Raw genomic sequence first — 19,724 nt, 5'->3', positions numbered from 1 at the left:
ACCTCCGCACTTCCCTGCATGAACTCATTGTAACAAATCGGCATCATTTCCGAAACCGGATGGCACACTAAGCCGTATGTAGGTATAGAACCTGCAACAAAAATCACAGTCATCCAAAAGGAGAACTCGACATGTTGAAGAAATGGATCGCCGTCGTACTCAGTCTGGGTCTGGTCATGGCCGCAAGCGCTGTCACCTTGCCCGAACAAGCCTCTGCCGCTCCTTATGTGATGAAGACCAGCTACAAATCACCGAAGGGAACCTATAAGCAGCCGGCTACCAATCCGAACAGCGGGGTAAGTAAGACTCAGCCTGCCACCGGGAACAAGGATTCGGGAACGGCTGGTGTAACGCCCGCTCCGAAGCGGAGCTTCTTCGGAGGCGGTTTTGCCAGAGGGCTCTTCCTCGGCGGAATGGCAGGATTACTGTTCGGAGGCATGTTCGGGAATATGGGCTTTATGGGACAATTCCTGGGCTTAATGGTCAATGTCCTTGCAATCGTAATCCTGATCATGATCGTCCGCAGAATTTTCGCCTACTTCACGAACCGGAACCGGTATAACCAGAACCACAGGAGGTCCTGATCCATGCAGTTATCCGAGCAGGACATTATGAACGCCATCTGTCTCCATATGGCGGAGCGCAAGGGCATCCGGCCGGAGCAGGTGGAAGTGGAGCTGATGTGGGACGAGTCGCTAGGCTTCTCGGCGGAAGTAACCGCCGAAGGACGCAGTCAATACCTCATCGAAGCGAACATGCTCGAAGCAATTGAGCGTTATCTCTACACGGTTCAAGGCATTCGGGTGTTCCGCAGCCAGATCCGGCTCCAAGTAGATCAAGAGATGACCGCCCACATAGAAATTGCCTGAACAGGACACCAAGGAGCCGAATCCACCGCAGCGCGGGACGATTCGGCTCCTTAGTTTTTTCTAAGCATCGGACCGGCTCTTTTCCAGAAGATCCGCTTCGCCCTCCACGGATAGGCGGGCCACCTCTTTGAGCAGCGTCTCCTGGACCTGCACTTCGTCCACCTGTGTCTCCGTGCGGACTCGAACCTCATTCAGTTCCACGGGAATCTTCCGAACCTCCAAGCGCTCCTCGCGGACCGGGATCCGGTACGCCTCATGACCGTTCTTCTCCACAACCAGCTCTTCACGGTACAAGGGAACCTCGATCCTCCGGGTATCCTCCACCCATTCCCTTCTGACTTGAACATCTGCGAGGAAGATCCGTTCCTTCCCGATATCCAGCTTCTCTTCCCGAAGCTTCATCACCCGGGAGCCCGCATCTGCTATCGGTTCCTCCGCCATCCCTATCTTCGTCTTTGAACGGTTCCGGAGTATGGGCATTAGCGAGACTGTGGCTGATAGCCCTATCCCTGCAACAGCACCTGCTCCGATCGCTCCCGCCGGATTTCCCCAACCCAAATAGAAGTTCGCCAACCAAAGGAGGAGCGCTCCTGAAAGCGCCCCCATTACCATACCTGCTATTTTTCTCATACGTTTTGCTTATTGTACGTCTACGTCGGATCTGTTGACGATATCAGGGTTCCCGTCCACATCCAGACGGGCTACTTCCTTACGGACGGTTTCATTCACTTCCTTGGTTTCCTGAATGGCATGCTTGTGAACCTCAACCTCGCCCGTCACGACGGTACGCTTGTTCACGTCCACCCGTTCCTCACTGACCGGGATGCGGATCACCTCGTCACTGCCCACCGGCTCATCGGAGAATTCGTTCAAGGTTCTTCTTTCGATGACCACCTGTTCATGAGTGACCGGCACGTTCACGGAACGCGTCTCTTCGACGACATCCTTGTGAAGGATGACTTCACCCGTCTTCACCGAATATTTGGACACATCCAGCTCTTCCTCGCGAAGGCGGACTTTCCCGTCCTCCACCCGGTCAGCAGACCGGAACGTATCCGTATCCGCATCTGTATCCTTAATCTTGTCCACATCTACTTGAACGCCAGCATTGTCGATGTATTCCACTTCCTCGGTATCCCGCTTCTCATCATCGAACAGTCCAAAGAAACTCATCGCATGGGCCCTCCTTAGAAGTATGATGGATGATGCCCTTATAACATCTCCCCGCAGGGTTTCCCCTATCCTTGGCAATGGTTGACTCACCGGATGAGTGCCTAGCCATATTTTCCATGGAAAAACACGCAACAAATCTACTGATTTGCCGTTAAATAGAATAGAAGCTCATAGAAAGAGGAGTGAAGCATGGTCAAATTCGGCATGAAGGCTGTCCTGCTTTCTTTATCCTTGTCCCTGTTGGTACCGCTGCCGGTGTCGGCCGCCACGGACAAGACCACCAAGTTCCGCGTCTATCAGAACGACCAGCTGCTCATGGAATTCGCCGATTATGCCAAGGCGGAGAGCTATGCGCGCTCATACTCCAACAGCCGTGTAGAGGAAATCGGAAGCGGCGCCTGGCGATGGAACAACTACCCCCGGTATCAGGTGTACCAATCCGGCCATACTGTGCCGGAATGGTCCTTCGCCAAGCTGGAGGACGCCATTAAGGAAGCCTCCAAGTGGGGACATGCGAGCATTCGGGATCTGCAAGGCGTCGGATGGGTGTGGAACAACTATCCTCGTTACCGGCTATATCAAGGAGATGCAACCGCCGATTCGTGGCTGTTCACCAGTTTGCCCGCGGCCACCGCGGAAGCCAAGCGCTGGTCCAACGCCCACATCATCGACCTGACGAACAACCGTTGGGTATGGGACAATCTCCCTGCCGCGAAGAAGAAGGAGCTTCGTTCCGGACAACCTTCCTACCAAGTGTACCAAGGGACCTACACCCAGGATTCTTGGCGTTTTGCTTACTTGGAGGATGCGGTGAACGAAGCGCTCAACTGGGGAAATTCCCGCATCGTCCGCCTGGCTGACCAATCGACCGTTTATGAGAACGCGAAGCCGTATAAGGTCTACCAGAATGACACCTATCTGGACGAATTCGTCAGTCTGGATCAAGCGGCCGATTATGCGCGGCTGTGGGCGCATGCTTCCATCCGGCTGGACGGCGAAGCCATATGGAACAACGAAGCGACCTATACCGTGTATCAGGGAACCAATCGGATCGGTGATTTCTACACGCCCTCCGATGCGCTCCAATATGCCAAGCAGTACAGCAATGCTTCGATCCGAACCTTGAACGGCAACACCATCTGGAACAATTTCAGGAAGCTGCAATTGTGGGCATGGAATGGCTCCTCCGCCAAGGATACGATCCTGAAGCAGACGGCCGGTACGATGGGACTCGATGTGGATTCTCCGACCTGGTTCCAGCTGGCCGATGCGGACGGCGGCTTGAAGGATACCTCCAGCAAGGAAACGGTGGAGCTGCTCCGCAAGCAGGGCCTGCAGGTGCATCCTCTGGTCAGCAATCAATTCGATTCCGCGTTGACCACAGCATTCCTGAGCAACAAGGATGCTCAAGCGCGGTTTATCGCCGCTTTGGTGAAGCGGGCCGCGGAGCTTAACGTTCAAGGCATTAATGTGGATTTTGAGAGCATCAGCGGCAAGGACCGGGCTCCGTACACCGAATTCCTGACCAAACTCACGGAAGCCGCCCATGCCCAAGCCTTGAAGATTTCCGTAGATCTCCCCCGCGGCAGCGTCAAGTGGAACCACCAGACGGCCTACGATCACGAGAAGCTGGGTGGAATCGTCGATTATATCATTACCATGACGTACGACCAGCATTATGCAGGCAGCACGGTTCCAGGCTCGGTAGCGGGTCTGTCATGGATCGAAGAAGGCATTAAGGAATTCCTGTCCTACGGGATCCCGAGGGACAAGCTGATCATGGGTATTCCCTTCTATGTCAGGGAATGGACGCTGGATGCGTCCGGCGCGCTTGTCAGCAACCGAGCCATTTATACCAAGGACTTATCTTCTATATTGAGCTCCCGATCCACCGTTTCCGCTTGGGATCCGGCCTTCGGTCAATACAAGATCGAATACAAGGGGGATGACGGCAACAAGAAGGTCTTCTGGCTGGAGAACGCCGACACCCTTCAAGCACGCCTGGCAGTAGCCAAAAAATACGAGCTGGCCGGAGTGGCCGCTTGGAGACTGGGTCAAGAAGACCCCGCCTTCTGGCAAACCATGCTGCAGGCCAAGTAAATGATGAACCCCCCGCGAGGTACGTGCGGGGGGTTATCCTCATGCTCTTAACTTAACCGGAATCCAGATCTCGCTCCGGTATGCGGGAGAGGTGGTATCCGGGCTCTCGTTCCATAGGATCTCTGGCCCTTCCACCGCTTCATAACGGTTGGAGGGGAACCATTCCGAGTAAATCCGGCCCCATATGCTCTGCAGGGTGGAAGGGAAGGGCCCGACGGCCTCGAATACAGCCCAGGTGCCTGCGCCTACTTCCAAGGAGTCGAACTCCTCCGGACACGGCTTCGTCGTGGCTACCCCAATGTAATGGTCCAGCTCCCCCTTCTCCTCCATACGGCCCTCGGAGAAGTTCGCGGAGGCGCTGATCATCCCCGAAGGCTCCACATCGCTCAGCTGCTTCAGACGGAGGATCATCGGCCCTGTCAAGGCAGCCGCCATGGCGGCAATCTCCGGATTGACGCCGTGGAAGACGATGGGCACCCGCTTCTTCAGGCCCACGATACGAAACGCTTCCTTCTCTACAATACGATAATCCATCTCATTTCCTCCCTGGACGGTTAATTGAAAGGTCATCCGGGGAAAAGCCTTCAACCGGTGTCCCTTGCTCTTGGCCTCCGACGGAGAGATACCATGGAATTGTTGAAACGCTTTGGTGAACGCATCCGGAGACTGATACCCATACTCCAGCGCCAAATCGATAATACGGATGTTCGTGCTCTGAAGCTCCAGGGCCGCTAGCGTAAGTCGGCGGCGACGAATATATTCGGACAGCGGTAGCCCGGCCAGAAACGAAAACATCCGCTTGAAATGATATTCCGAGCATCGGGCGTAGCGGGCGGCCTCGTCATAATTAATCTCCTGCGTCAGATTCTCCTCAATATAGGCCAGAGCCTCGTTCAATTGGGCCAGCGGATTCATGCTCTTCCCTCCTTCCTCTCCCGTCCAGAATATCAACTCTAACGTCAACCGGTCCGACAATCCGTGCACCATTTTGACGGGTGATTTCCTGCAATTTCACCTTGCCGCGCTCCGGCCTCCATTGTAAGGTGAAGGCGAGGAGGCGATGTCGATGCTGTATCGATGGATTCGCAAATCCTGCACTTCCCGCAGGGTCAAAAAGCTTCGCCTGCTCGTATGGAGGCGCAGGCTGGATTCCCGGCTGAAGCGGCTGCTGCCGCTTCTTCCCGAAACCATGAGGTGTACGGTATCCGTAGCGTGGGGACCTTTATACGGAGGGTCTGCAGTCGTGAACCGGGCTTGTACCACGGCTCGGATCTTCATTCAACTGCCCTATGACCGGTATCTGTCCGGGGAGGAACGGACCGTTATGGACCGGTATGCGGTCGCTCCGGCCGACCTGCCCTATTTTATCCTCTTCCATGAATTCTACCATCTGTTGGACCTCTCCTGCCAGATTGGCCGTGACGGCAGCAAGGGTCTCCAAACGTACCGAACCGCCCTGATTCGGGCGGTTCGGCAGTCGTCTGTCTATAAGGATGTAGAGATTGAGCAGGCTGCGGATGACTTCGCCTACCATCAGCTTGTGAAGAACCGTCCGGCTGCCTCTTAACCCGGCGCGGCGGAGAGCTCCCGCTTGCGGGCCTTCTCCTTGATGTAATCCGCCGTACGGAGAGCCAAGGACATGACCGTGTTGGTCGGATTGCCTGCTCCCGACGTGACGAAGATGCTGGCGTCGCAGACAAACAAGTTAGGGATGTCATGGGTCTGCCCGTAGGAGTTCACCACGGAGGTGCGCGGATCGTCTCCCATCCGGCAGCCTCCCATCATATGGGCGGTATCCGGCACGACGAACTCCACTTTCCCGCCTTCAGCCTCTAGGATGGCGCTCATTTTTCCGGTGGCGTGATCAATTAGCCGCTTGTCGTTCTCTCCATAGCTGAAGGTTACCTTGGCCCGGGGAAGCCCGTACTCGTCCTTCTCCTCCGCAAGCGTCACCCGGTTGGACGGCTCCGGCAGCACCTCGCCCACCAAGGTGATTCGGCCGTAGTAGTTATAATCCCGCAGAGCTTCCTTCAATCGGCTCCCCCAGACGGGGCCTCCCCGGGCTTTGGATATCCCCTGGGCGAAGGCCACCGGACGGGCTCCATGCGCATGAAGCGTATACCCGCGGACAAAGCCGTTCGCCGGATCCGTCCGGTAGAAATCCTGGGTTGTGGCCAAGACCGGTGTGCCCTTGTACAGCCGGATCTCCCGGTTGAACTTGGCGTATACGTCCTGGCTGCTGTGGACCATGATAGACCGGCCCACCATGCCGCTGCTGTTGGCGAGACCGTCCGGGAATCGGGAGTCGGCTGAGTTCAGCAGGAGGCGCGGGGTTTCCACCACGTATGCGGACAGAATAACCAGCTTGGCCTTCTGCCGGTACGTCTGCCCCTCGTGGACGAAGGTGACGCCTTCGGCCAGCCCGTCCTTGCCCATCAGCACCTGGGTGACCATACAATCCGGCAGCACCTCGGCACCGGCCTTCATCGCCTTGGGAATATGGACGATTAGGGTGCTGAACTTGGCGTTGGGCATGCAGCCTTGATTGCAGAAGCCCCGATTGATGCAGGGCGGCCTTCCCTCGAAGGGGGCGGAGAGGATGGCCAGCGGGGGGACGGAGCTCTTAATCCCCAGCTTCTCGCATCCGTTCATGAACAGATAGGCATTGGGGCTCAGCGGCTCCCTCTCCGGGTAGGGGTATGGACCTTTGAACTCCCCCCATGGAAAATGCTTCGGACCGGAGACCGCGATCTCCTTCTCGATTCGGGAATAATAGGGCTCCAGGTCCTTGTAGCCGATGGGCCAATCGTCCGCTACGCCGTCTATCGTTCGGGCCCGGAAGTCCGCTTCATGGAAGCGCAGGAACACGCCCGTAAAATGCACCGTGCCTCCGCCGATCCCTCGGCCCGAATTGTTATGTCCCATCGTCAACGGGTCATGCCCATCCACGATGCGGGTATCCTGCCAGCCCAAGGCCTTCATGGCCAGCTCATCGCTGGCAAAATCCTTCTGCGGATCCCGAATCGGGCCCGCATCAAGCACGACAACACTCATGCCGGCTTCGCTCAGCTCCTTGGCCAGCACCCCGCCGGCCGCGCCCGCTCCGACAATGACCGCATCCACGACTTCCTCCGCATATCTGCGCTTCATCATGTCTCCCGATGCGCCTCCCATGGCTCCAATTGTCCAAGCTGCGTCCGGATATAGCCTCTCGGGTAGGCCGGACCCCCATAGCCGATTCCGGACCAGACCAATGGATGCGAGCAATAAGCTTCCACTGTCCAGGAGAGAAGCTTCTGGAAGAACGCCGACTGGGGCACCTCCCGCCAGAGCTTGGCGGATCCGGCTCTGTTCTCGCTCAGTGCCTTCAACATCCGCTCCTGCTTCTTCCTCTCCAGCTTCATAAACGATACGCCTTCCGTTAACTCCGATTCCTGCTCAATGGCTTTCAGTCCCATTCGAACCAGTACCGGCGCTTCAGGCACTCCGGCCTGCCGCTGCCCTTCTCCCGGGGATTGGTTCAAGGATTGATCCACGTGACGGATGACATATTCCAGAATCTCCGGGTCAGTATCATCCACGAGAAGGGAGGCGATCTCCCGGATCAGCTCCGCCTCCACCGCCGTCAGGAACCGAAGCTCCCCCCGGAGCTGGAGCCGTCCGGTCACGATGGCCCGCGTATGGCCGTCCCACTCTTTCTTCTCCTTCATCACATCATAGGACGGATAATGGCTCTTGATCTCCATTGGCTTCACCCCGCCTTCCAATAGACGGCGATCAGGCCCAGTACGCTGAGAGCAGAGAACATCAGCGGGAGCGCCACGGGGGGGCCGATCAGGAAGTTCCGAAGGGCCCAGCCTCCGACCCGGATGCCTACGCCGCGGACATGGAAGTAGAAGCCGATCAGCCCTGCCAGAACCCCGAACCACATGAACCCGGTAAACAGATTATGCAGCCACGGGGCATTATACCAGGTCAGAACCATCCCGGTCACGAAGAAGACGGGCGAGGCGATGACTGGAACCCACATGGACTTGTGATGGAAATTTTGCCGGTAATGAAACAGCGTGACTTGGATGCCGATCATCAAGAAGGCCAAGCCGACGAAGAGAATGAGAATCCGATCCAGCGACCATATCGACCAATTCATGGCTGTCCCCTTTTCTAAATAAAGTCAGTTCAGGTTCTAATTTCCCCTATGCCCTTTCATTTATTCCCCCATTCTCCCAAGCAGGCAGGTGCAAACACCCCCTGATGGCATTTATCCGGACCGCCGTTAGGGACATCCCGCATAGGATACGTTGGCAACATTAATCCGGAAAGCGGTATAAATGCGAACCGGAGCCTATTACGGTAAGGGGAAAGGATGAAGCGAATGGCGACGTATCGGGAAGCCTTGCAGGCCAAGGAGAAGCTGTCCAGGACCTATTTGAAGGCAAAAGGGGTTTACGGCATCGGAGTAGGTGCCGCTCATCCGGAACGGCCCGGCTCTGGAGCCGCCGTTATCTTCTACACCGGACAGGCGGTGGCAGGCAGCAAGCTTGCCGCTGCATCGGCCGTGATCACGTCTCGGGGAAAGAAGGTCACCGTTCCGGTCCGGTATGTGGTCACGAAGCCGTTCCGGCGCTACGGAAGCGCCAAGCCGGCGAATCTAACCGGCAAGATAAGGCCTGTCCCGGCAGGCTACAGCATCGGCACCTTGGAGGCCTCCGGCACGGTGGGGTTAATCGTGACCGGCCTGAACGGACAAAATCGTTATGCATTGAGCAATAACCATGTGCTGAACCGCAATAATACCTCCGGCTACTCCGGGACCTATCAACCGGGTGGCGCGGATCCTGACCCGTCCCGGATCGGCCGGCTGGATCGGTTCGTACAGCTTCGGAAGCAGGGCGTCCATTATGTGGACGCTGCGATTGCCGTCCCTCTCCAGAAGCAGCTGCTCAGCCCCACCTACGCCAAGGTAGGAACAGTGCCCGGACACGTCACCTCCTACCGGGTCGGGCAGGTTCTGAAGAAGGTGGGCCGGACAACGGGCCTGGTAACGGGCGTCGTACAATCCGTGCATACGGATGTGAAGATCGATTATGGCGATTACGGGAACCTGGGTACCCTCACCTATCGGAATCAGACAGTCATCCGGGGAACGAATCCCGTCTCCCTGCCGGGGGATTCCGGATCGGTCTGGCTGAGACGGAGCGACGATTATGCCGTTGCGGTCAACTATGCCGGTCCGCCCGACGGGAAGCTGTCGATCGCCTTCCCGGTCCATTGGACGATGCAGGCCTTCAAGACCCGCGTCGCGACACCCGCTGGTGCCGGTAAGGTGAAGGTCGTCAAGCCCCTTAACAACAGCTATGTCCGTCCTCTGACTCCCCTTCAGCTGAAGCGAATCAAGGTCATCCGGGCGAAGACTGCTCCTTAAAATCCTCCCCACAAAAAAAGTCCCGCACACGAATGTGCGGGACTTTTCTGATAGCGGGATGGGCCGCTGATCGTTAAGAGAAGCGCCGTTTGCTGATGAGATAAGTGGTTACGGTTGTCGAGATGCTGCCCTGGTTGTGCAGGAAGATTGTCCAGCGCCGCGGGGTGGACGGGTAGTAATCGGTCGCATACACCTCTACGTCGTCGGTAATGGACCAGCCTCCTGTGATGACCCTTCTGTTGGGGCCGACCGGCAGGTCGATCCGGACGTAGTCGCCGGGGAAGATCGTGAAGGTCTGGTAGACGTCCCGGCGGAAGCCGTTGCCGAGATTCTGGGTGATCTTCGCCTTCGCCGTCAGATGTCTTTTACGGAGAATCTTCTTGGGACTGGCCTTAACTGTCTTTTTCTTCAACATGGAACACACCCTCCCTAAGGTATAGTGGTGTCTGCGGGAGCTTCTCAACTCGTTCCGCAGATAATATAACCTATGAGAGAGACTCTATCAGGGTGTAGACCAATCGATAGGTTCCTTCGCGGAATTTTACAGCAGTGGCGGGACGTATCGTTTGAAAAATCTCCAAGACTATCTCGTATCGTCTATTGAAGCTGCCTCCTGCTTCTGACATAATGTGCAAAAGGTCATTTTCTATCGCACCCAATGATCATAAGGAGGCTGTTTCGAGTGAAAGGGATCATTACCGTATTAGGCAAGGACAGGGTCGGTATCATCGCCAAGGTGTGCACTTATCTGGCCGATCAGAACGTGAATATTCTGGACATCTCCCAGACGATCGTCCAAGGCTTCTTCAACATGATGATGATTGTCGATGTGTCGGGCTCGAACAAGTCCTTCGAGACTCTGGTGGAGGACCTGCAGGACGTAGGGCATTCCATCGGTGTGGAGATTAAGCTGCAGAACGAGGAAATCTTCAACATCATGCACCGGATCTAGAACGTCTACAGACAGGGAGAGAGAGCCATGATTTCCATTGGGGAAGTGCAAGAAACGAATCAGATGATCCGCGAGATGAATCTGGACGTCCGAACCATAACTATGGGCATCAGCCTGATGGATTGCGCCCATTCGGACCTTGAGATCTTCTGCCGGAACGTCTATGACAAGATCACCCGTTCCGCCGAGCATCTCGTCCGGACCGGTGAAGATCTGGAGAAGCAATTCGGCGTGCCTATCGTCAACAAGCGGATCTCGGTTACGCCAATCTCCATCGCCGCCGGCGGATTGCATACGGATACGTATGTACCCGTTGCGGAGATCCTGGACAAGGCGGCCAAGGAAGTCGGGGTCAACTTTATCGGAGGGTTCTCGGCCTTGGTACACAAGGGCTTCACCAAAGGAGACCAGATCCTGATCCGCAGCATTCCCGAAGCCCTGGCCGTGACGGACCGGGTCTGCTCCTCGGTCAACGTAGGCTCCTCGCGCACCGGAATCAACATGGATGCGGTGAAGCTGATGGGCCAGATCATCCGGGAAACCGCTGAATGGACCCGGGAGCGGGATTCCATCGGCTGCGCCAAGCTGGTGGTCTTCTGCAACGCCGTGGAGGACAACCCCTTCATGGCAGGAGCGTTCCATGGCGTGGGCGAGCAGGAATGCGTCATCAACGTGGGGGTCAGCGGCCCCGGCGTGGTGAAGCGGGCATTGGAGGATGTGCGGGGGCAGGATTTCGAGACGCTCTGCGAGACGATCAAGCGGACCGCCTTCAAGGTGACCCGGGTCGGACAGCTGATCGCGCAGGAAGCCTCCAAACGATTGGGCGTGCCCTTCGGCATCATTGATCTCTCCCTGGCGCCGACACCGGCTGTAGGCGACTCCATCGCCGAGATCTTCCAGACCATGGGCTTGGAGGAAGCCGGTGCGCCGGGAACCACGGCGGCTCTGGCCATCCTGAACGACAACGTCAAGAAGGGCGGAGTTATGGCTTCCTCCTACGTTGGCGGCTTGAGCGGCGCCTTCATTCCGGTCAGCGAGGACCACGGCATGATCGAGGCGGTGAAGCGCGGCGCTCTGACTCTGGAGAAGCTGGAAGCCATGACCTGCGTCTGCTCCGTCGGTCTGGATATGATCGCTATTCCCGGAGACACCAAGCCGGAGACCATCTCGGGCATCATTGCGGACGAAGCCGCCATCGGAATGGTCAACAACAAGACCACAGCCGTCCGGATCATTCCGGTGATCGGCAAGCAGGTAGGCGAAATGGTCGAATTCGGCGGACTTCTCGGCTATGCGCCGGTCATGCCGGTCAACAGCTTCGACTGCAGTTCCTTTATTGCAAGAGGCGGCCGGATTCCGGCGCCGATTCACAGCTTTAAGAATTAAGACATAGAGAACGGCGGGCGCGAGATGCGTTCCGCCGTTTTATTTATGAATCCCCTCCGGATGGAATCGTCAATCGGGACGGAGTCTCGCCCGCCATATGCGGCAGCCGGTCCGGCTTGGGCATGTAGCGCGCTTCCCCTTCCCCATTCATCTCCGGAAGCTGTCCCCAATACTTCTTCGGCATATGTGCCATCCGGAGCCTGGGATTGACCCGTCCTTCCACTGCGACCGTGTCGTAGAACCGCTTCCACAAGAGACGGAACTGTTCCTCCGCCGCGTCGGGTGCCGCCAGGCTCAGCTCCTCCAGCGGGAGGATGCGGGACTCGCCGGGGCGGTGTACCAGGGCCATCCGGTGGGTTTCGTCGTAGATCAGGAAAGCTTCGTTCCGGTACCGGTCGCAGAAGTGCTCCATAATGACAGGAAGTACGGCATTGTCCGGCCGGATCACCGCCACCTTCACCTCTCCATAGACGCTGAACCGGACGAACCCCATAAACCGGTGGCCCTCCCGCGTCAGGTGCTGAACCGCCTTATTCAGGTCATGAACGGTATCGTCAGCCAGCATATCCATGACGGCTCTCCCCCGGGAATATCCGAGCCGGAGGAATTGCAGGATTAGCATCTCCTTGCGGGGACTGCACGTATGGAAGCCCAGCCGCACCAGCTCCTGGGCCTCGGGCGAGATACGCCCCGGTATGGAGCGATAGACTCGGTCCGCCTTGACGGGATCGGTAACGATTCGCTTGGACTCGAACAGCCAGCCCTCCTCCCCGTTCTCGGAGCAGATGTCCATGGGGATTTCCTTGCGCTCATAGCTTTCGAACACGCAGCACATCAGCCCCTCGAAGCTGCCGTCATAAGAGTAGATCAGAGTTGGCCGGTCAAGCATTGAATCAGACTCTCCTTCGCCGTGGAGGGATCGTCGAACAGCGTCAGCTGCTCCACTTCCGGCTGCTGCAGCTTCCGGAGCTCCTGCGCCGAGATAAGCGAGCGCAGCACATTGCTCTCATTAACCCGGAGTCCCTCCAGCGCCTTCCCCTTGCATGTGATAAAATATTGGGCCCGCTTCAGCACAACCCCCAGCTTCTTCAAGGCAGCGTAATCCAGGCTTCCGGTTTTCCGTGCGGTCAAGATCCGCTGCGCGCTGCGAACCCCGATGCCGGGAACTCGAAGCAGCATCTCATATGGAGCTTGGTTGACCTCCACCGGGAACAGCTCCATATGGTGAATCGCCCAATTGCATTTGGGATCGATCAGCGGATTGAAGTTGGGATTCCGGTCGTCAAGCAGCTCCTGTGCCTGGAACCCGTAGAAGCGAAGCAGCCAATCCGCCTGATACAGCCGATGCTCCCGAAGCAGCGGCGGCTTCGTCTCCACGGAGGGGAGCAGCGAATGCTCCGTAACCGGCATATAAGCGGAATAGAATACCCGCTTCAGGTTATATTTGCGGTACAGCCCTTCGGTCAAGGTCAGGATCTTGTAATCCGTATCCGGAGTTGCACCGACGATGAGCTGGGTGCTCTGGCCGGCCGGTGCGAACTTGGCGGCGTGCCGGTACTTCACGAGCTCCGTGCTGGACTCGCGGATCTTCTCCCGGATCAGTCCCATGGGCTTCAGGATCGAATCCTTGCTCTTGTCCGGTGCCAGCAGCTTCAGGCTCTCCTGGGAAGGCAGCTCGATGTTCACGCTCATCCGGTCCGCCAGCATGCCGAGTCTGGAGAGAAGAAGGCTGTCCGCTCCCGGAATAGCCTTCACGTGAATGTAGCCGTTGAAGCGGTACTCCTCTCTCAGGAGCTCCAGCGTGCGAATCAGCTGCTCCGTCGTATAATCGGGACTCCGGATGATCCCTGAGCTTAAGAACAGTCCCTCGATATAGTTGCGCCGGTAAAATTGCATGGTGAGGTCCGCCAGCTCCCGTGGCTTGAATACAGCCCGCGGACGGTCATTCGACCGGCGGTTCACGCAGTATGCGCAATCATAGATGCAGGCATTCGTCATCAGCACCTTCAGAAGCGAGATACAGCGACCGTCCGCCGAGAAGCTGTGGCAGATTCCCATCCCCACCGTATTCCCGAATCCGTTCGGCGTGCTCTTCCGCTCGGCTCCGCTGGAGGTGCATGCCACGTCGTATTTGGCCGAGTCAGAGAGAACGGCCAGCTTATCGATCAGCTCCACAACGCAAGCCCCCTTTATATGGGGCAGTATACCACAGAACATATGTTCTTACCATATTGTACATCAAAAATACAAAAACCGCCCTCTATAAAAAGGACGGTTCCCGTGAGATTATTGCACCTTCTTGGACCGATTGCCGGTCCATACGGCCAAGCCGCCCTTCAGATGGCTGACCGGCCCGTACCCCTTGCGAATCAGGACGGAGGCCGCACGTTTGCTGCGGGCACCGCTCTGGCAATACAGGAAGAGCTCCTTGGCCTGGGGAATCTCGCTCCACCGGTCATTCAATCGGGACAACGGCAGATTGGTCGCACCTGGGATGTGACCCTGATGGAACTCATGGGCCTCCCGGACATCGATCAGCATCTTGTTGCCGGAGTCCTCCATGTTACGGGAGAAATCCTGCTCGTTCAGCTCCGTCAAGCCCTTCACCGGCGCGAAGTGGCGGTATAGGATCCAACCGATGGACAAGAGCAGCACGATGGAGAGTATTTGGGACAGATTCATGGGGATACGCCTTCCCTTCCGAAGGTTGCGGATTGATGACTCTTGATTCCATTATTCCGCCAGGGAAGCGATTCATACCCCTTCTCCAGCATCATCGCGATCAGCACTGTTCGACGAATTGTACCCACATTCCGCCTCCTAATGAGATTGGACTCCGACCGGAGCCGCATAGATCACGAATTCCTCTTCCCCGTCCAAGCGCAGCAGCCGGTCCACGGCCTCCTGCTCGAACGCTGCAATCGCGCAGGTCCCGCACCCGATGGCATGGCTGCTCAAGTACAGATTCTGCATCACATGCCCCGCATCCAACAGCATAACCCGATGGGAACGGTCCGAATATCTCCACTCGCTTCTGTAAGGCACGGCACTGTAGAAGAAGGTCACCGGCGCCTTGGCCGCCCACTTCTGATCGCATAAAGCGAAGGTGACGGCTTCCTCCAGATGCTCCTCTTCCCCGATGTATTCCAGGGCGTGCTCCAGAGGCAGATAGTGATAGATCCCTTCCCGGAGACCCTCTACCCGGAAGACGGCGAGATAGGTTTCGAACGGGTGCCGGGCTCCGGCGGAGGGAACCGGGCGTATGGTCGCGTAGCGGTTTCCCCGGATCCCCTTCACCCCTTGAGTGGTCCACAAGAGGAAGGACAGCTGCTCCAGTGTCAACGCATCCTCCTTGTAGACCCGGCAGCTCTTCCTCTCTTGAACCAGCGTCCAATAATCCGCCGACACCACAGCCGTGGCAAAATCCTCCGGCAAGCTTATCCGCTCCCCGCCTGACGGAGGCTTGGCCAGCGGGGGCTGAGGCAAGCCCCGCTGCTGGTCCGACTCGAGCTCCTCCCCGCCGAATCCGCTCTTCATCAACATCCGGTTGCGACGGATCCGTTCCGCCAGTTCTTCCTCCATACGCTTCATCCTGCTTCCTCCCGTCATTTCTCTGGCCCGTTGTGGCAACATGTGGCATAAGTATACCTGATATCGGGCTTTCCGGACCGGACGAGAAACGAAATCTTTGTGGAAATTATGTAGGTGATAATAATTCTCAATTAATAACAACATAACGCAAGGCTTATCTCTCAAATTTAATATTGACAAGCAAATTGTGGGCAATTATAGTATTTTAGTGTCGCGGGTGATAATGATTATCATTTGCATGTAATGACGTGCGAAGCCTGCCAGAACGCTTTCACCAATAGAGATGAATGTGGGAGGAATGAATGAACATGAAGAAATGGTCTTTACTCGCTGTTCTAGTCCTTGTAGTAGTCTTGAGTGCCTGCGGTGGAAAGAAAGAACCGTCCGCAGATGCCGGCAGCCCGTCTCCGGAGGCCAAATCCGGAACCGTCACCTATACGTCCGAGAACGGTCCCGTAACCGTGCCTGCTAGCCCGAAGCGGATTATCGGACTCTCCAATGCTCCGAACGTGATTGCTCTTGGCGGCACGCTTGTCGGTGTGGACCAATACACCGCCGGCAATCCTCTCTTTCAGGAGAAGACCAAGGGCGTTCAAGTGGTATCCGATGAAAGCCTGGAGAAGATCATCGAGCTGAATCCCGATCTGATCATCGCGGGCTCCTATACCAAGAACCTCGATAAGCTTAGCAAGATCGCCCCCACCGTGGTCTACACCTGGGGCAAGCTCGATTATCTGGAGCAGCAGAAGGAGATCGGCAAGCTGCTGAACAAGGAGAAGGAAGCCCAAGCCTGGGTCGATGACTTCAAGAAGCGTGCGGAAGCCGCCGGTAAGGAAATCAAAACCAAGATCGGCGAGAACGCCACTGTCTCCGTCATCGAGAATGACGACAAGCAGCTCTACGTCTTCGGCAACAATTGGGCGCGGGGAACCGAGATTCTGTATCAGGCCATGGGCCTGAAGATGCCGCAGAAGGTCGTGGACGCCGCACTGAAGCCGGGCTACCACGCGCTGTCCATCGAAGCGCTGCCTGAATTCGCAGGAGACTACATCGTGTTCAGCAAGAACCCGGACGGCAATAGCTCCTTCCTGAATACCGACACCTGGAAAAACATCCCTGCCGTGAAGAGCGGCCGTGTGATCGAGATCAATACCAAAGCCGCCACTTACAGTGATCCGGTCACACTGGAGTATCTTCTCGACATCTTCAAGAAATCGTTCAAATGATGAGCACGTCGTCGAAGCACTCCGCTTGGTTCGCCGCGAAGCTGACCGCCGGCCTCTTGATTCTGGCCGGCATGTTCATCTTCGCGATGGTCACGGGAGCGGTCGAAGTATCGTTCCGGGAGCTTTGGCTTGCCGTAACCTCCCGCGTATCCGGAGATAAGATCTCCATGCTCCGCGAAATCCGTCTGCCCCGTGAAACTGCCGCAGTCTTCGTAGGGGCCGCTCTCGCCGTGTCGGGAGCGGTGATGCAGGGCATCACCCGCAACCCCTTGGCGGATCCCGGGCTCCTGGGGCTGACGGCCGGAGCGAATGCGGCGCTGGCGTTGGCCGTTGCTTTCGTTCCCTCCGCCGGATACTTCGGCTTCATGCTGGCCTGCTTCGCCGGGGCCGCCCTTGGGGCCGTGCTGGTATTCGGGATCGGCATCATGCGCAGAGGCCTTCTCTCTCCCCTCCGGCTGATTCTGGCCGGGGCGGCCGTGTCCACCTTTTTGTATGCGGTAACGGACGGCATCAGCCTCTTTTACAAGATCTCCAAGAATGTATCCATGTGGACGGCCGGGGGGCTGATCGGCACAACCTGGGACCAGCTTCTGGTGATCGTGCCGGTGATCGTCGTAGGCATCCTGGTCGCTCTCCTGTTCGCCCGTCAGGTCACGATCCTGAGTCTTCACGAGGAGGTAGCCGCAGGCTTGGGGCAGAACATCGCCCGCATTCGGGCGGCACTGGTGGTCGTTGTCATCCTTCTTGCCGGGGCTTCGGTATCCCTAGTCGGCAACCTGGCCTTCGTAGGCTTGATGGTGCCCCACGTCGTGCGAACATTCGTAGGCTCCGATTACCGCTTCATCATTCCCATGTCGGCAGTGTCAGGCGGAGTCATGATGCTAGCGGCAGATACATTAGGGCGGACGGTCAGCGCTCCGTATGAAACACCGGTGGCGGCTATCGTCGCCATGATGGGCATTCCCTTCTTCCTGTTCATCGCGCGCAAGGGAGGCCGGTCCTTCTCATGATCTCCTCTTCCCTGCTGCGTAAGCAGCGCATCATTCTGGCCGTCCTGCTGGTCCTGATCGCAGCCACGGCTGTTCTCTCCGCCGGAATGGGCTACTCCTCCCTGTCCTACGGAAGGCTGCTTCCCACCCTGATGGGGGAAGGAACCTTCAAGGAGGAGTTCGTCCTCTTCTCCGTCCGGCTGCCGAGAATCGTCATCACCCTGCTCGCCGGAATGGCACTTGCTGTGTCCGGCTCCATCCTCCAGGGAATTACGCGGAACCCGCTGTCGGACCCCGGCATGCTCGGGATCAATGCCGGAGCCGGAGTAGCCGTCACCGTTTGCTTCCTCTTCTTCCCGGTGGACGCGGGCGCGTTCGCATACCTGCTTCCGCTCGCGGCCTTTGCGGGGGCCTTGATCACCGCTGCGCTGATCTATCTCTTCGCTTACAGCCGGAATGAAGGTCTCCAGCCCATGAAGCTGACCTTGATCGGCGTCGGCTTTTCCATCGCACTCTCCGGGATGATGATCGTCTTGATCTCCGCTGTAGATTACTGGAAGGTGGACTTCATCGCCAAGTGGCTGGCCGGCAATATATGGGGCACGGACTGGCCCTTCATCTGGGCGGTCTCCCCCTGGCTTGCGGTTCTGATCCCCTTCGCGCTGGTGAAAGCCAAACGGTTGAATCTCTTGGAGCTGGGAGACCCGGTGGCGACGGGAATCGGCGTGTCGGTGGAACGGGAGAGAATCGTCCTTCTCCTGACTGCCGTAGCCTTGGCAGCCGCAGCCGTATCCGTCTCCGGCTCCATCGCCTTCGTAGGACTCATGGCCCCGCACATCGCCCGCGCGCTTATCGGCCCTCGCCATCAGCTCTTCATGCCGGTGGCTATCCTGACAGGCGGCTTCCTGCTGCTTCTAGCCGACACGGCCGGGCGGAACCTGACCGATCCCGACGGCATTCCGGCCGGGATCATGGTCGCCTTGATCGGGGCACCGTATTTTATCGCCCTGTTATTCAGAAAGTAACCTGCAAGAAGGAAGCGCCCGGAGCATCATGCCTCGGGCGCTTCTTTTCTACTGTGCTTGTACCAACCGGTAATACGGGATGCTGAGAACAGGCTCGAATCCGAGCCGGATAGCCAGCCGGTAGGAGCCAACGTTTTCCAGCCTGCAGGACCACACGGGCTCCAAGCCACGCTGCAGGATATCGTCGATCAGTGCGGAAGAGACCCTGGCGGCGTAGCCTTGCCCTCTGTGAGACTCCGAGGTTTCTATGCCGATCTCCAGCCGCTTCTGGTCTATGAAGGCCGAGAAGGCCGTTGAAGCCGTTTCACCACCGATGATCAGCGAATAGCCGATTCCCTCCCCCATGAACTGGTCCGCATCCTGCCAGAAGTTCCGGGCTACCACACTCCCGGTCTGATTCCGGAACATCTCCGCCGAAGTCCGAACCGGTTTCGGCTCCCGTTCATCTACCGACCGTTTCCAATCAGCATACCTTTCCGGGTTGAACCGGAAATTCACCCTTGTGTGCCGTTCAATGCCCGGAAGTCTCTCGATCCGTTCCGTCCAATCCCCCATGGGATCGGCTTGAAGCCATTCGGGCTTCGTCCGGGTTCTATCCGCATTCGTAAGGTACTCCTGCAGAGAGCGATGGAACGATTCCCGTTCGGTTCTTCCGAACAACAGGGACATCCCGTAAGGATGAAACACACAGAAGGCGTTCGGATCGTGCGCGCAATCGGCATAGATCAAGCCTGGGATCCGGCATCGGACCACCGCTTCGGCGAACATCGTATTGATCTTCACCTGCTGGAGGGGCTCAAGGGCTTTCCCATATTCACGGGGCTCTAATAGAATCATGGCCATGTCCTTTCTCGGTGCGGTTTTCCTTCCATCCTGGAAGGGATTTCACACATTATGCCATATTTTGGGGTTGCTGGGTATTGCAGAAATGTGAAATCTCCGGGCTATCTTCACGTCGATCCAGCAGCTCTCCGTTTGGTATTCCGCG

At 57.3% G+C, this 19,724-nt stretch carries 23 protein-coding genes; 10 read left to right on the top strand and 13 right to left on the bottom strand.

Annotated elements, in window-relative coordinates:
• The first annotated feature begins 131 nt into the window (after nucleotides 1-131).
• A complete protein-coding gene (locus ACSEXW_RS08635; RefSeq protein ID WP_438445725.1) occupies nucleotides 132-584 on the top strand; it encodes a hypothetical protein in 453 nt (150 codons plus the stop codon).
• Nucleotides 585-587: 3 nt separating this feature from the next.
• Nucleotides 588-869 carry a YxcD family protein gene (locus tag ACSEXW_RS08630; protein WP_438445724.1) on the top strand — a complete coding sequence of 94 codons (282 nt, stop codon included), beginning with the start codon at nucleotides 588-590 and terminating at the stop codon, nucleotides 867-869.
• 60 nt (nucleotides 870-929) lie between these two features.
• Here ACSEXW_RS08630 and ACSEXW_RS08625 read toward each other — a convergent pair whose 3' ends face one another.
• Nucleotides 930-1,310: a YsnF/AvaK domain-containing protein gene (locus ACSEXW_RS08625; RefSeq protein ID WP_438445723.1), complete on the bottom strand. Its 381-nt coding sequence runs from the start codon at nucleotides 1,308-1,310 to the stop codon at nucleotides 930-932.
• 198 nt (nucleotides 1,311-1,508) lie between these two features.
• Nucleotides 1,509-2,042 (bottom strand): YsnF/AvaK domain-containing protein, encoded by a 534-nt coding sequence (locus ACSEXW_RS08620; RefSeq protein WP_438445722.1) that lies wholly within the window; start codon nucleotides 2,040-2,042, stop codon nucleotides 1,509-1,511.
• A gap of 189 nt (nucleotides 2,043-2,231) precedes the next feature.
• Between ACSEXW_RS08620 and ACSEXW_RS08615 the strand changes: the two genes are divergently transcribed.
• Entirely contained in the window at nucleotides 2,232-4,142 is a 1,911-nt protein-coding gene (locus ACSEXW_RS08615; protein WP_438445721.1) for a glycosyl hydrolase family 18 protein, read from the top strand.
• A gap of 39 nt (nucleotides 4,143-4,181) precedes the next feature.
• Here the strand turns inward: ACSEXW_RS08615 and ACSEXW_RS08610 are convergent, their stop codons facing one another.
• A complete protein-coding gene (locus tag ACSEXW_RS08610) occupies nucleotides 4,182-5,057 on the bottom strand; it encodes an AraC family transcriptional regulator (protein WP_438445720.1) in 876 nt (291 codons plus the stop codon).
• A gap of 151 nt (nucleotides 5,058-5,208) precedes the next feature.
• On the opposite strand from ACSEXW_RS08610, the gene ACSEXW_RS08605 reads away from it, so the two are divergent.
• Nucleotides 5,209-5,709: a hypothetical protein gene (locus tag ACSEXW_RS08605; RefSeq protein ID WP_438445719.1), complete on the top strand. Its 501-nt coding sequence runs from the start codon at nucleotides 5,209-5,211 to the stop codon at nucleotides 5,707-5,709.
• On the opposite strand, the gene ACSEXW_RS08600 is transcribed toward ACSEXW_RS08605, so the two are convergent.
• The 3 genes from ACSEXW_RS08600 to ACSEXW_RS08590 are packed head-to-tail and all read right to left on the bottom strand — an operon-like array spanning nucleotide 5,706 to nucleotide 8,292.
• A complete protein-coding gene (locus ACSEXW_RS08600) occupies nucleotides 5,706-7,295 on the bottom strand; it encodes a GMC family oxidoreductase (RefSeq protein WP_438445718.1) in 1,590 nt (529 codons plus the stop codon). The genes ACSEXW_RS08605 and ACSEXW_RS08600 overlap by 4 nt on opposite strands.
• Complete coding sequence (locus tag ACSEXW_RS08595) at nucleotides 7,292-7,888, bottom strand: gluconate 2-dehydrogenase subunit 3 family protein (RefSeq protein ID WP_438445717.1); 597 nt, start codon at nucleotides 7,886-7,888, stop codon at nucleotides 7,292-7,294. The genes ACSEXW_RS08600 and ACSEXW_RS08595 overlap by 4 nt, the downstream gene beginning before the upstream one ends.
• Nucleotides 7,889-7,893: 5 nt before the next feature.
• Complete coding sequence (locus ACSEXW_RS08590; protein WP_438445716.1) at nucleotides 7,894-8,292, bottom strand: hypothetical protein; 399 nt, start codon at nucleotides 8,290-8,292, stop codon at nucleotides 7,894-7,896.
• 225 nt (nucleotides 8,293-8,517) lie between these two features.
• On the opposite strand from ACSEXW_RS08590, the gene ACSEXW_RS08585 reads away from it, so the two are divergent.
• Nucleotides 8,518-9,567: a chymotrypsin family serine protease gene (locus ACSEXW_RS08585; RefSeq protein WP_438445715.1), complete on the top strand. Its 1,050-nt coding sequence runs from the start codon at nucleotides 8,518-8,520 to the stop codon at nucleotides 9,565-9,567.
• 73 nt (nucleotides 9,568-9,640) lie between these two features.
• Here the strand turns inward: ACSEXW_RS08585 and ACSEXW_RS08580 are convergent, their stop codons facing one another.
• Nucleotides 9,641-9,982: a hypothetical protein gene (locus tag ACSEXW_RS08580; RefSeq protein WP_438445714.1), complete on the bottom strand. Its 342-nt coding sequence runs from the start codon at nucleotides 9,980-9,982 to the stop codon at nucleotides 9,641-9,643.
• Nucleotides 9,983-10,249: 267 nt separating this feature from the next.
• Here ACSEXW_RS08580 and ACSEXW_RS08575 point away from each other — a divergent pair, with 267 nt between their 5' ends.
• Nucleotides 10,250-10,519: an ACT domain-containing protein gene (locus tag ACSEXW_RS08575; protein ID WP_438445713.1), complete on the top strand. Its 270-nt coding sequence runs from the start codon at nucleotides 10,250-10,252 to the stop codon at nucleotides 10,517-10,519.
• Nucleotides 10,520-10,549: 30 nt separating this feature from the next.
• Nucleotides 10,550-11,905, top strand: a complete 1,356-nt coding sequence (locus tag ACSEXW_RS08570; RefSeq protein ID WP_438445867.1) for a PFL family protein — start codon at nucleotides 10,550-10,552, stop codon at nucleotides 11,903-11,905.
• Between the two features lie 43 nt (nucleotides 11,906-11,948).
• On the opposite strand, the gene ACSEXW_RS08565 is transcribed toward ACSEXW_RS08570, so the two are convergent.
• From ACSEXW_RS08565 to ACSEXW_RS08545, 5 genes are all read right to left on the bottom strand, one after another.
• Nucleotides 11,949-12,794 (bottom strand): TIGR03915 family putative DNA repair protein, encoded by an 846-nt coding sequence (locus tag ACSEXW_RS08565; protein ID WP_438445712.1) that lies wholly within the window; start codon nucleotides 12,792-12,794, stop codon nucleotides 11,949-11,951.
• A complete protein-coding gene (locus ACSEXW_RS08560) occupies nucleotides 12,773-14,080 on the bottom strand; it encodes a putative DNA modification/repair radical SAM protein (protein ID WP_438445711.1) in 1,308 nt (435 codons plus the stop codon). The genes ACSEXW_RS08565 and ACSEXW_RS08560 overlap by 22 nt, the downstream gene beginning before the upstream one ends.
• A 111-nt stretch (nucleotides 14,081-14,191) precedes the next feature.
• A complete protein-coding gene (locus tag ACSEXW_RS08555; RefSeq protein ID WP_438445710.1) occupies nucleotides 14,192-14,587 on the bottom strand; it encodes a rhodanese-like domain-containing protein in 396 nt (131 codons plus the stop codon).
• The gene (locus tag ACSEXW_RS08550; protein WP_438445709.1) at nucleotides 14,584-14,715 is read right to left on the bottom strand and encodes a hypothetical protein; all 132 of its coding nucleotides are present in this window, start codon (nucleotides 14,713-14,715) and stop codon (nucleotides 14,584-14,586) included. The genes ACSEXW_RS08555 and ACSEXW_RS08550 overlap by 4 nt, the downstream gene beginning before the upstream one ends.
• Nucleotides 14,716-14,725: 10 nt before the next feature.
• Entirely contained in the window at nucleotides 14,726-15,496 is a 771-nt protein-coding gene (locus ACSEXW_RS08545; RefSeq protein ID WP_438445708.1) for a SagB/ThcOx family dehydrogenase, read from the bottom strand.
• A gap of 308 nt (nucleotides 15,497-15,804) precedes the next feature.
• On the opposite strand from ACSEXW_RS08545, the gene ACSEXW_RS08540 reads away from it, so the two are divergent.
• The 3 genes from ACSEXW_RS08540 to ACSEXW_RS08530 are packed head-to-tail and all read left to right on the top strand — an operon-like array spanning nucleotide 15,805 to nucleotide 18,736.
• Nucleotides 15,805-16,722 (top strand): iron-hydroxamate ABC transporter substrate-binding protein, encoded by a 918-nt coding sequence (locus ACSEXW_RS08540; RefSeq protein ID WP_438445707.1) that lies wholly within the window; start codon nucleotides 15,805-15,807, stop codon nucleotides 16,720-16,722.
• Nucleotides 16,722-17,732 carry a FecCD family ABC transporter permease gene (locus ACSEXW_RS08535; RefSeq protein WP_438445866.1) on the top strand — a complete coding sequence of 337 codons (1,011 nt, stop codon included), beginning with the start codon at nucleotides 16,722-16,724 and terminating at the stop codon, nucleotides 17,730-17,732. Before ACSEXW_RS08540 ends, ACSEXW_RS08535 begins: the two co-directional genes overlap by 1 nt.
• Nucleotides 17,729-18,736, top strand: a complete 1,008-nt coding sequence (locus ACSEXW_RS08530; protein ID WP_438445706.1) for a FecCD family ABC transporter permease — start codon at nucleotides 17,729-17,731, stop codon at nucleotides 18,734-18,736. Before ACSEXW_RS08535 ends, ACSEXW_RS08530 begins: the two co-directional genes overlap by 4 nt.
• A 48-nt stretch (nucleotides 18,737-18,784) precedes the next feature.
• On the opposite strand, the gene ACSEXW_RS08525 is transcribed toward ACSEXW_RS08530, so the two are convergent.
• Entirely contained in the window at nucleotides 18,785-19,573 is a 789-nt protein-coding gene (locus ACSEXW_RS08525; protein WP_438445705.1) for a GNAT family N-acetyltransferase, read from the bottom strand.
• Between the last annotated feature and the right edge of the window lie 151 nt (nucleotides 19,574-19,724).

Source organism: Oryzibacillus soli (assembly GCF_051594765.1).
Lineage (GTDB): Bacteria > Bacillota > Bacilli > Paenibacillales > NBRC-103111 > Paenibacillus_AR.
The sequence above is the reverse complement of the archived record's forward strand: the minus strand, read 5'-3'. Positions and strand labels throughout refer to the sequence as shown.

Excerpts from the sequence above, each read along its gene's own strand:
- ACSEXW_RS08630 (WP_438445724.1), top strand. The coding sequence starts at position 588 with ATGCAGTTATCCGAGCAGGACATTATGAACGCCATCTGTCTCCATATG.
- ACSEXW_RS08605 (WP_438445719.1), top strand. The coding sequence starts at position 5,209 with ATGCTGTATCGATGGATTCGCAAATCCTGCACTTCCCGCAGGGTCAAA.
- ACSEXW_RS08525 (WP_438445705.1), bottom strand. The coding sequence starts at position 19,573 with ATGATTCTATTAGAGCCCCGTGAATATGGGAAAGCCCTTGAGCCCCTC.
- ACSEXW_RS08585 (WP_438445715.1), top strand. The coding sequence starts at position 8,518 with ATGGCGACGTATCGGGAAGCCTTGCAGGCCAAGGAGAAGCTGTCCAGG.
- ACSEXW_RS08580 (WP_438445714.1), bottom strand. The coding sequence starts at position 9,982 with ATGTTGAAGAAAAAGACAGTTAAGGCCAGTCCCAAGAAGATTCTCCGT.
- ACSEXW_RS08535 (WP_438445866.1), top strand. The coding sequence starts at position 16,722 with ATGAGCACGTCGTCGAAGCACTCCGCTTGGTTCGCCGCGAAGCTGACC.
- ACSEXW_RS08555 (WP_438445710.1), bottom strand. The coding sequence starts at position 14,587 with ATGAATCTGTCCCAAATACTCTCCATCGTGCTGCTCTTGTCCATCGGT.
- ACSEXW_RS08540 (WP_438445707.1), top strand. The coding sequence starts at position 15,805 with ATGAAGAAATGGTCTTTACTCGCTGTTCTAGTCCTTGTAGTAGTCTTG.
- ACSEXW_RS08620 (WP_438445722.1), bottom strand. The coding sequence starts at position 2,042 with ATGAGTTTCTTTGGACTGTTCGATGATGAGAAGCGGGATACCGAGGAA.
- ACSEXW_RS08530 (WP_438445706.1), top strand. The coding sequence starts at position 17,729 with ATGATCTCCTCTTCCCTGCTGCGTAAGCAGCGCATCATTCTGGCCGTC.
- ACSEXW_RS08635 (WP_438445725.1), top strand. The coding sequence starts at position 132 with ATGTTGAAGAAATGGATCGCCGTCGTACTCAGTCTGGGTCTGGTCATG.
- ACSEXW_RS08600 (WP_438445718.1), bottom strand. The coding sequence starts at position 7,295 with ATGATGAAGCGCAGATATGCGGAGGAAGTCGTGGATGCGGTCATTGTC.
- ACSEXW_RS08615 (WP_438445721.1), top strand. The coding sequence starts at position 2,232 with ATGGTCAAATTCGGCATGAAGGCTGTCCTGCTTTCTTTATCCTTGTCC.
- ACSEXW_RS08590 (WP_438445716.1), bottom strand. The coding sequence starts at position 8,292 with ATGAATTGGTCGATATGGTCGCTGGATCGGATTCTCATTCTCTTCGTC.
- ACSEXW_RS08565 (WP_438445712.1), bottom strand. The coding sequence starts at position 12,794 with ATGCTTGACCGGCCAACTCTGATCTACTCTTATGACGGCAGCTTCGAG.
- ACSEXW_RS08610 (WP_438445720.1), bottom strand. The coding sequence starts at position 5,057 with ATGAATCCGCTGGCCCAATTGAACGAGGCTCTGGCCTATATTGAGGAG.
- ACSEXW_RS08595 (WP_438445717.1), bottom strand. The coding sequence starts at position 7,888 with ATGGAGATCAAGAGCCATTATCCGTCCTATGATGTGATGAAGGAGAAG.
- ACSEXW_RS08625 (WP_438445723.1), bottom strand. The coding sequence starts at position 1,310 with ATGGCGGAGGAACCGATAGCAGATGCGGGCTCCCGGGTGATGAAGCTT.
- ACSEXW_RS08545 (WP_438445708.1), bottom strand. The coding sequence starts at position 15,496 with ATGAAGCGTATGGAGGAAGAACTGGCGGAACGGATCCGTCGCAACCGG.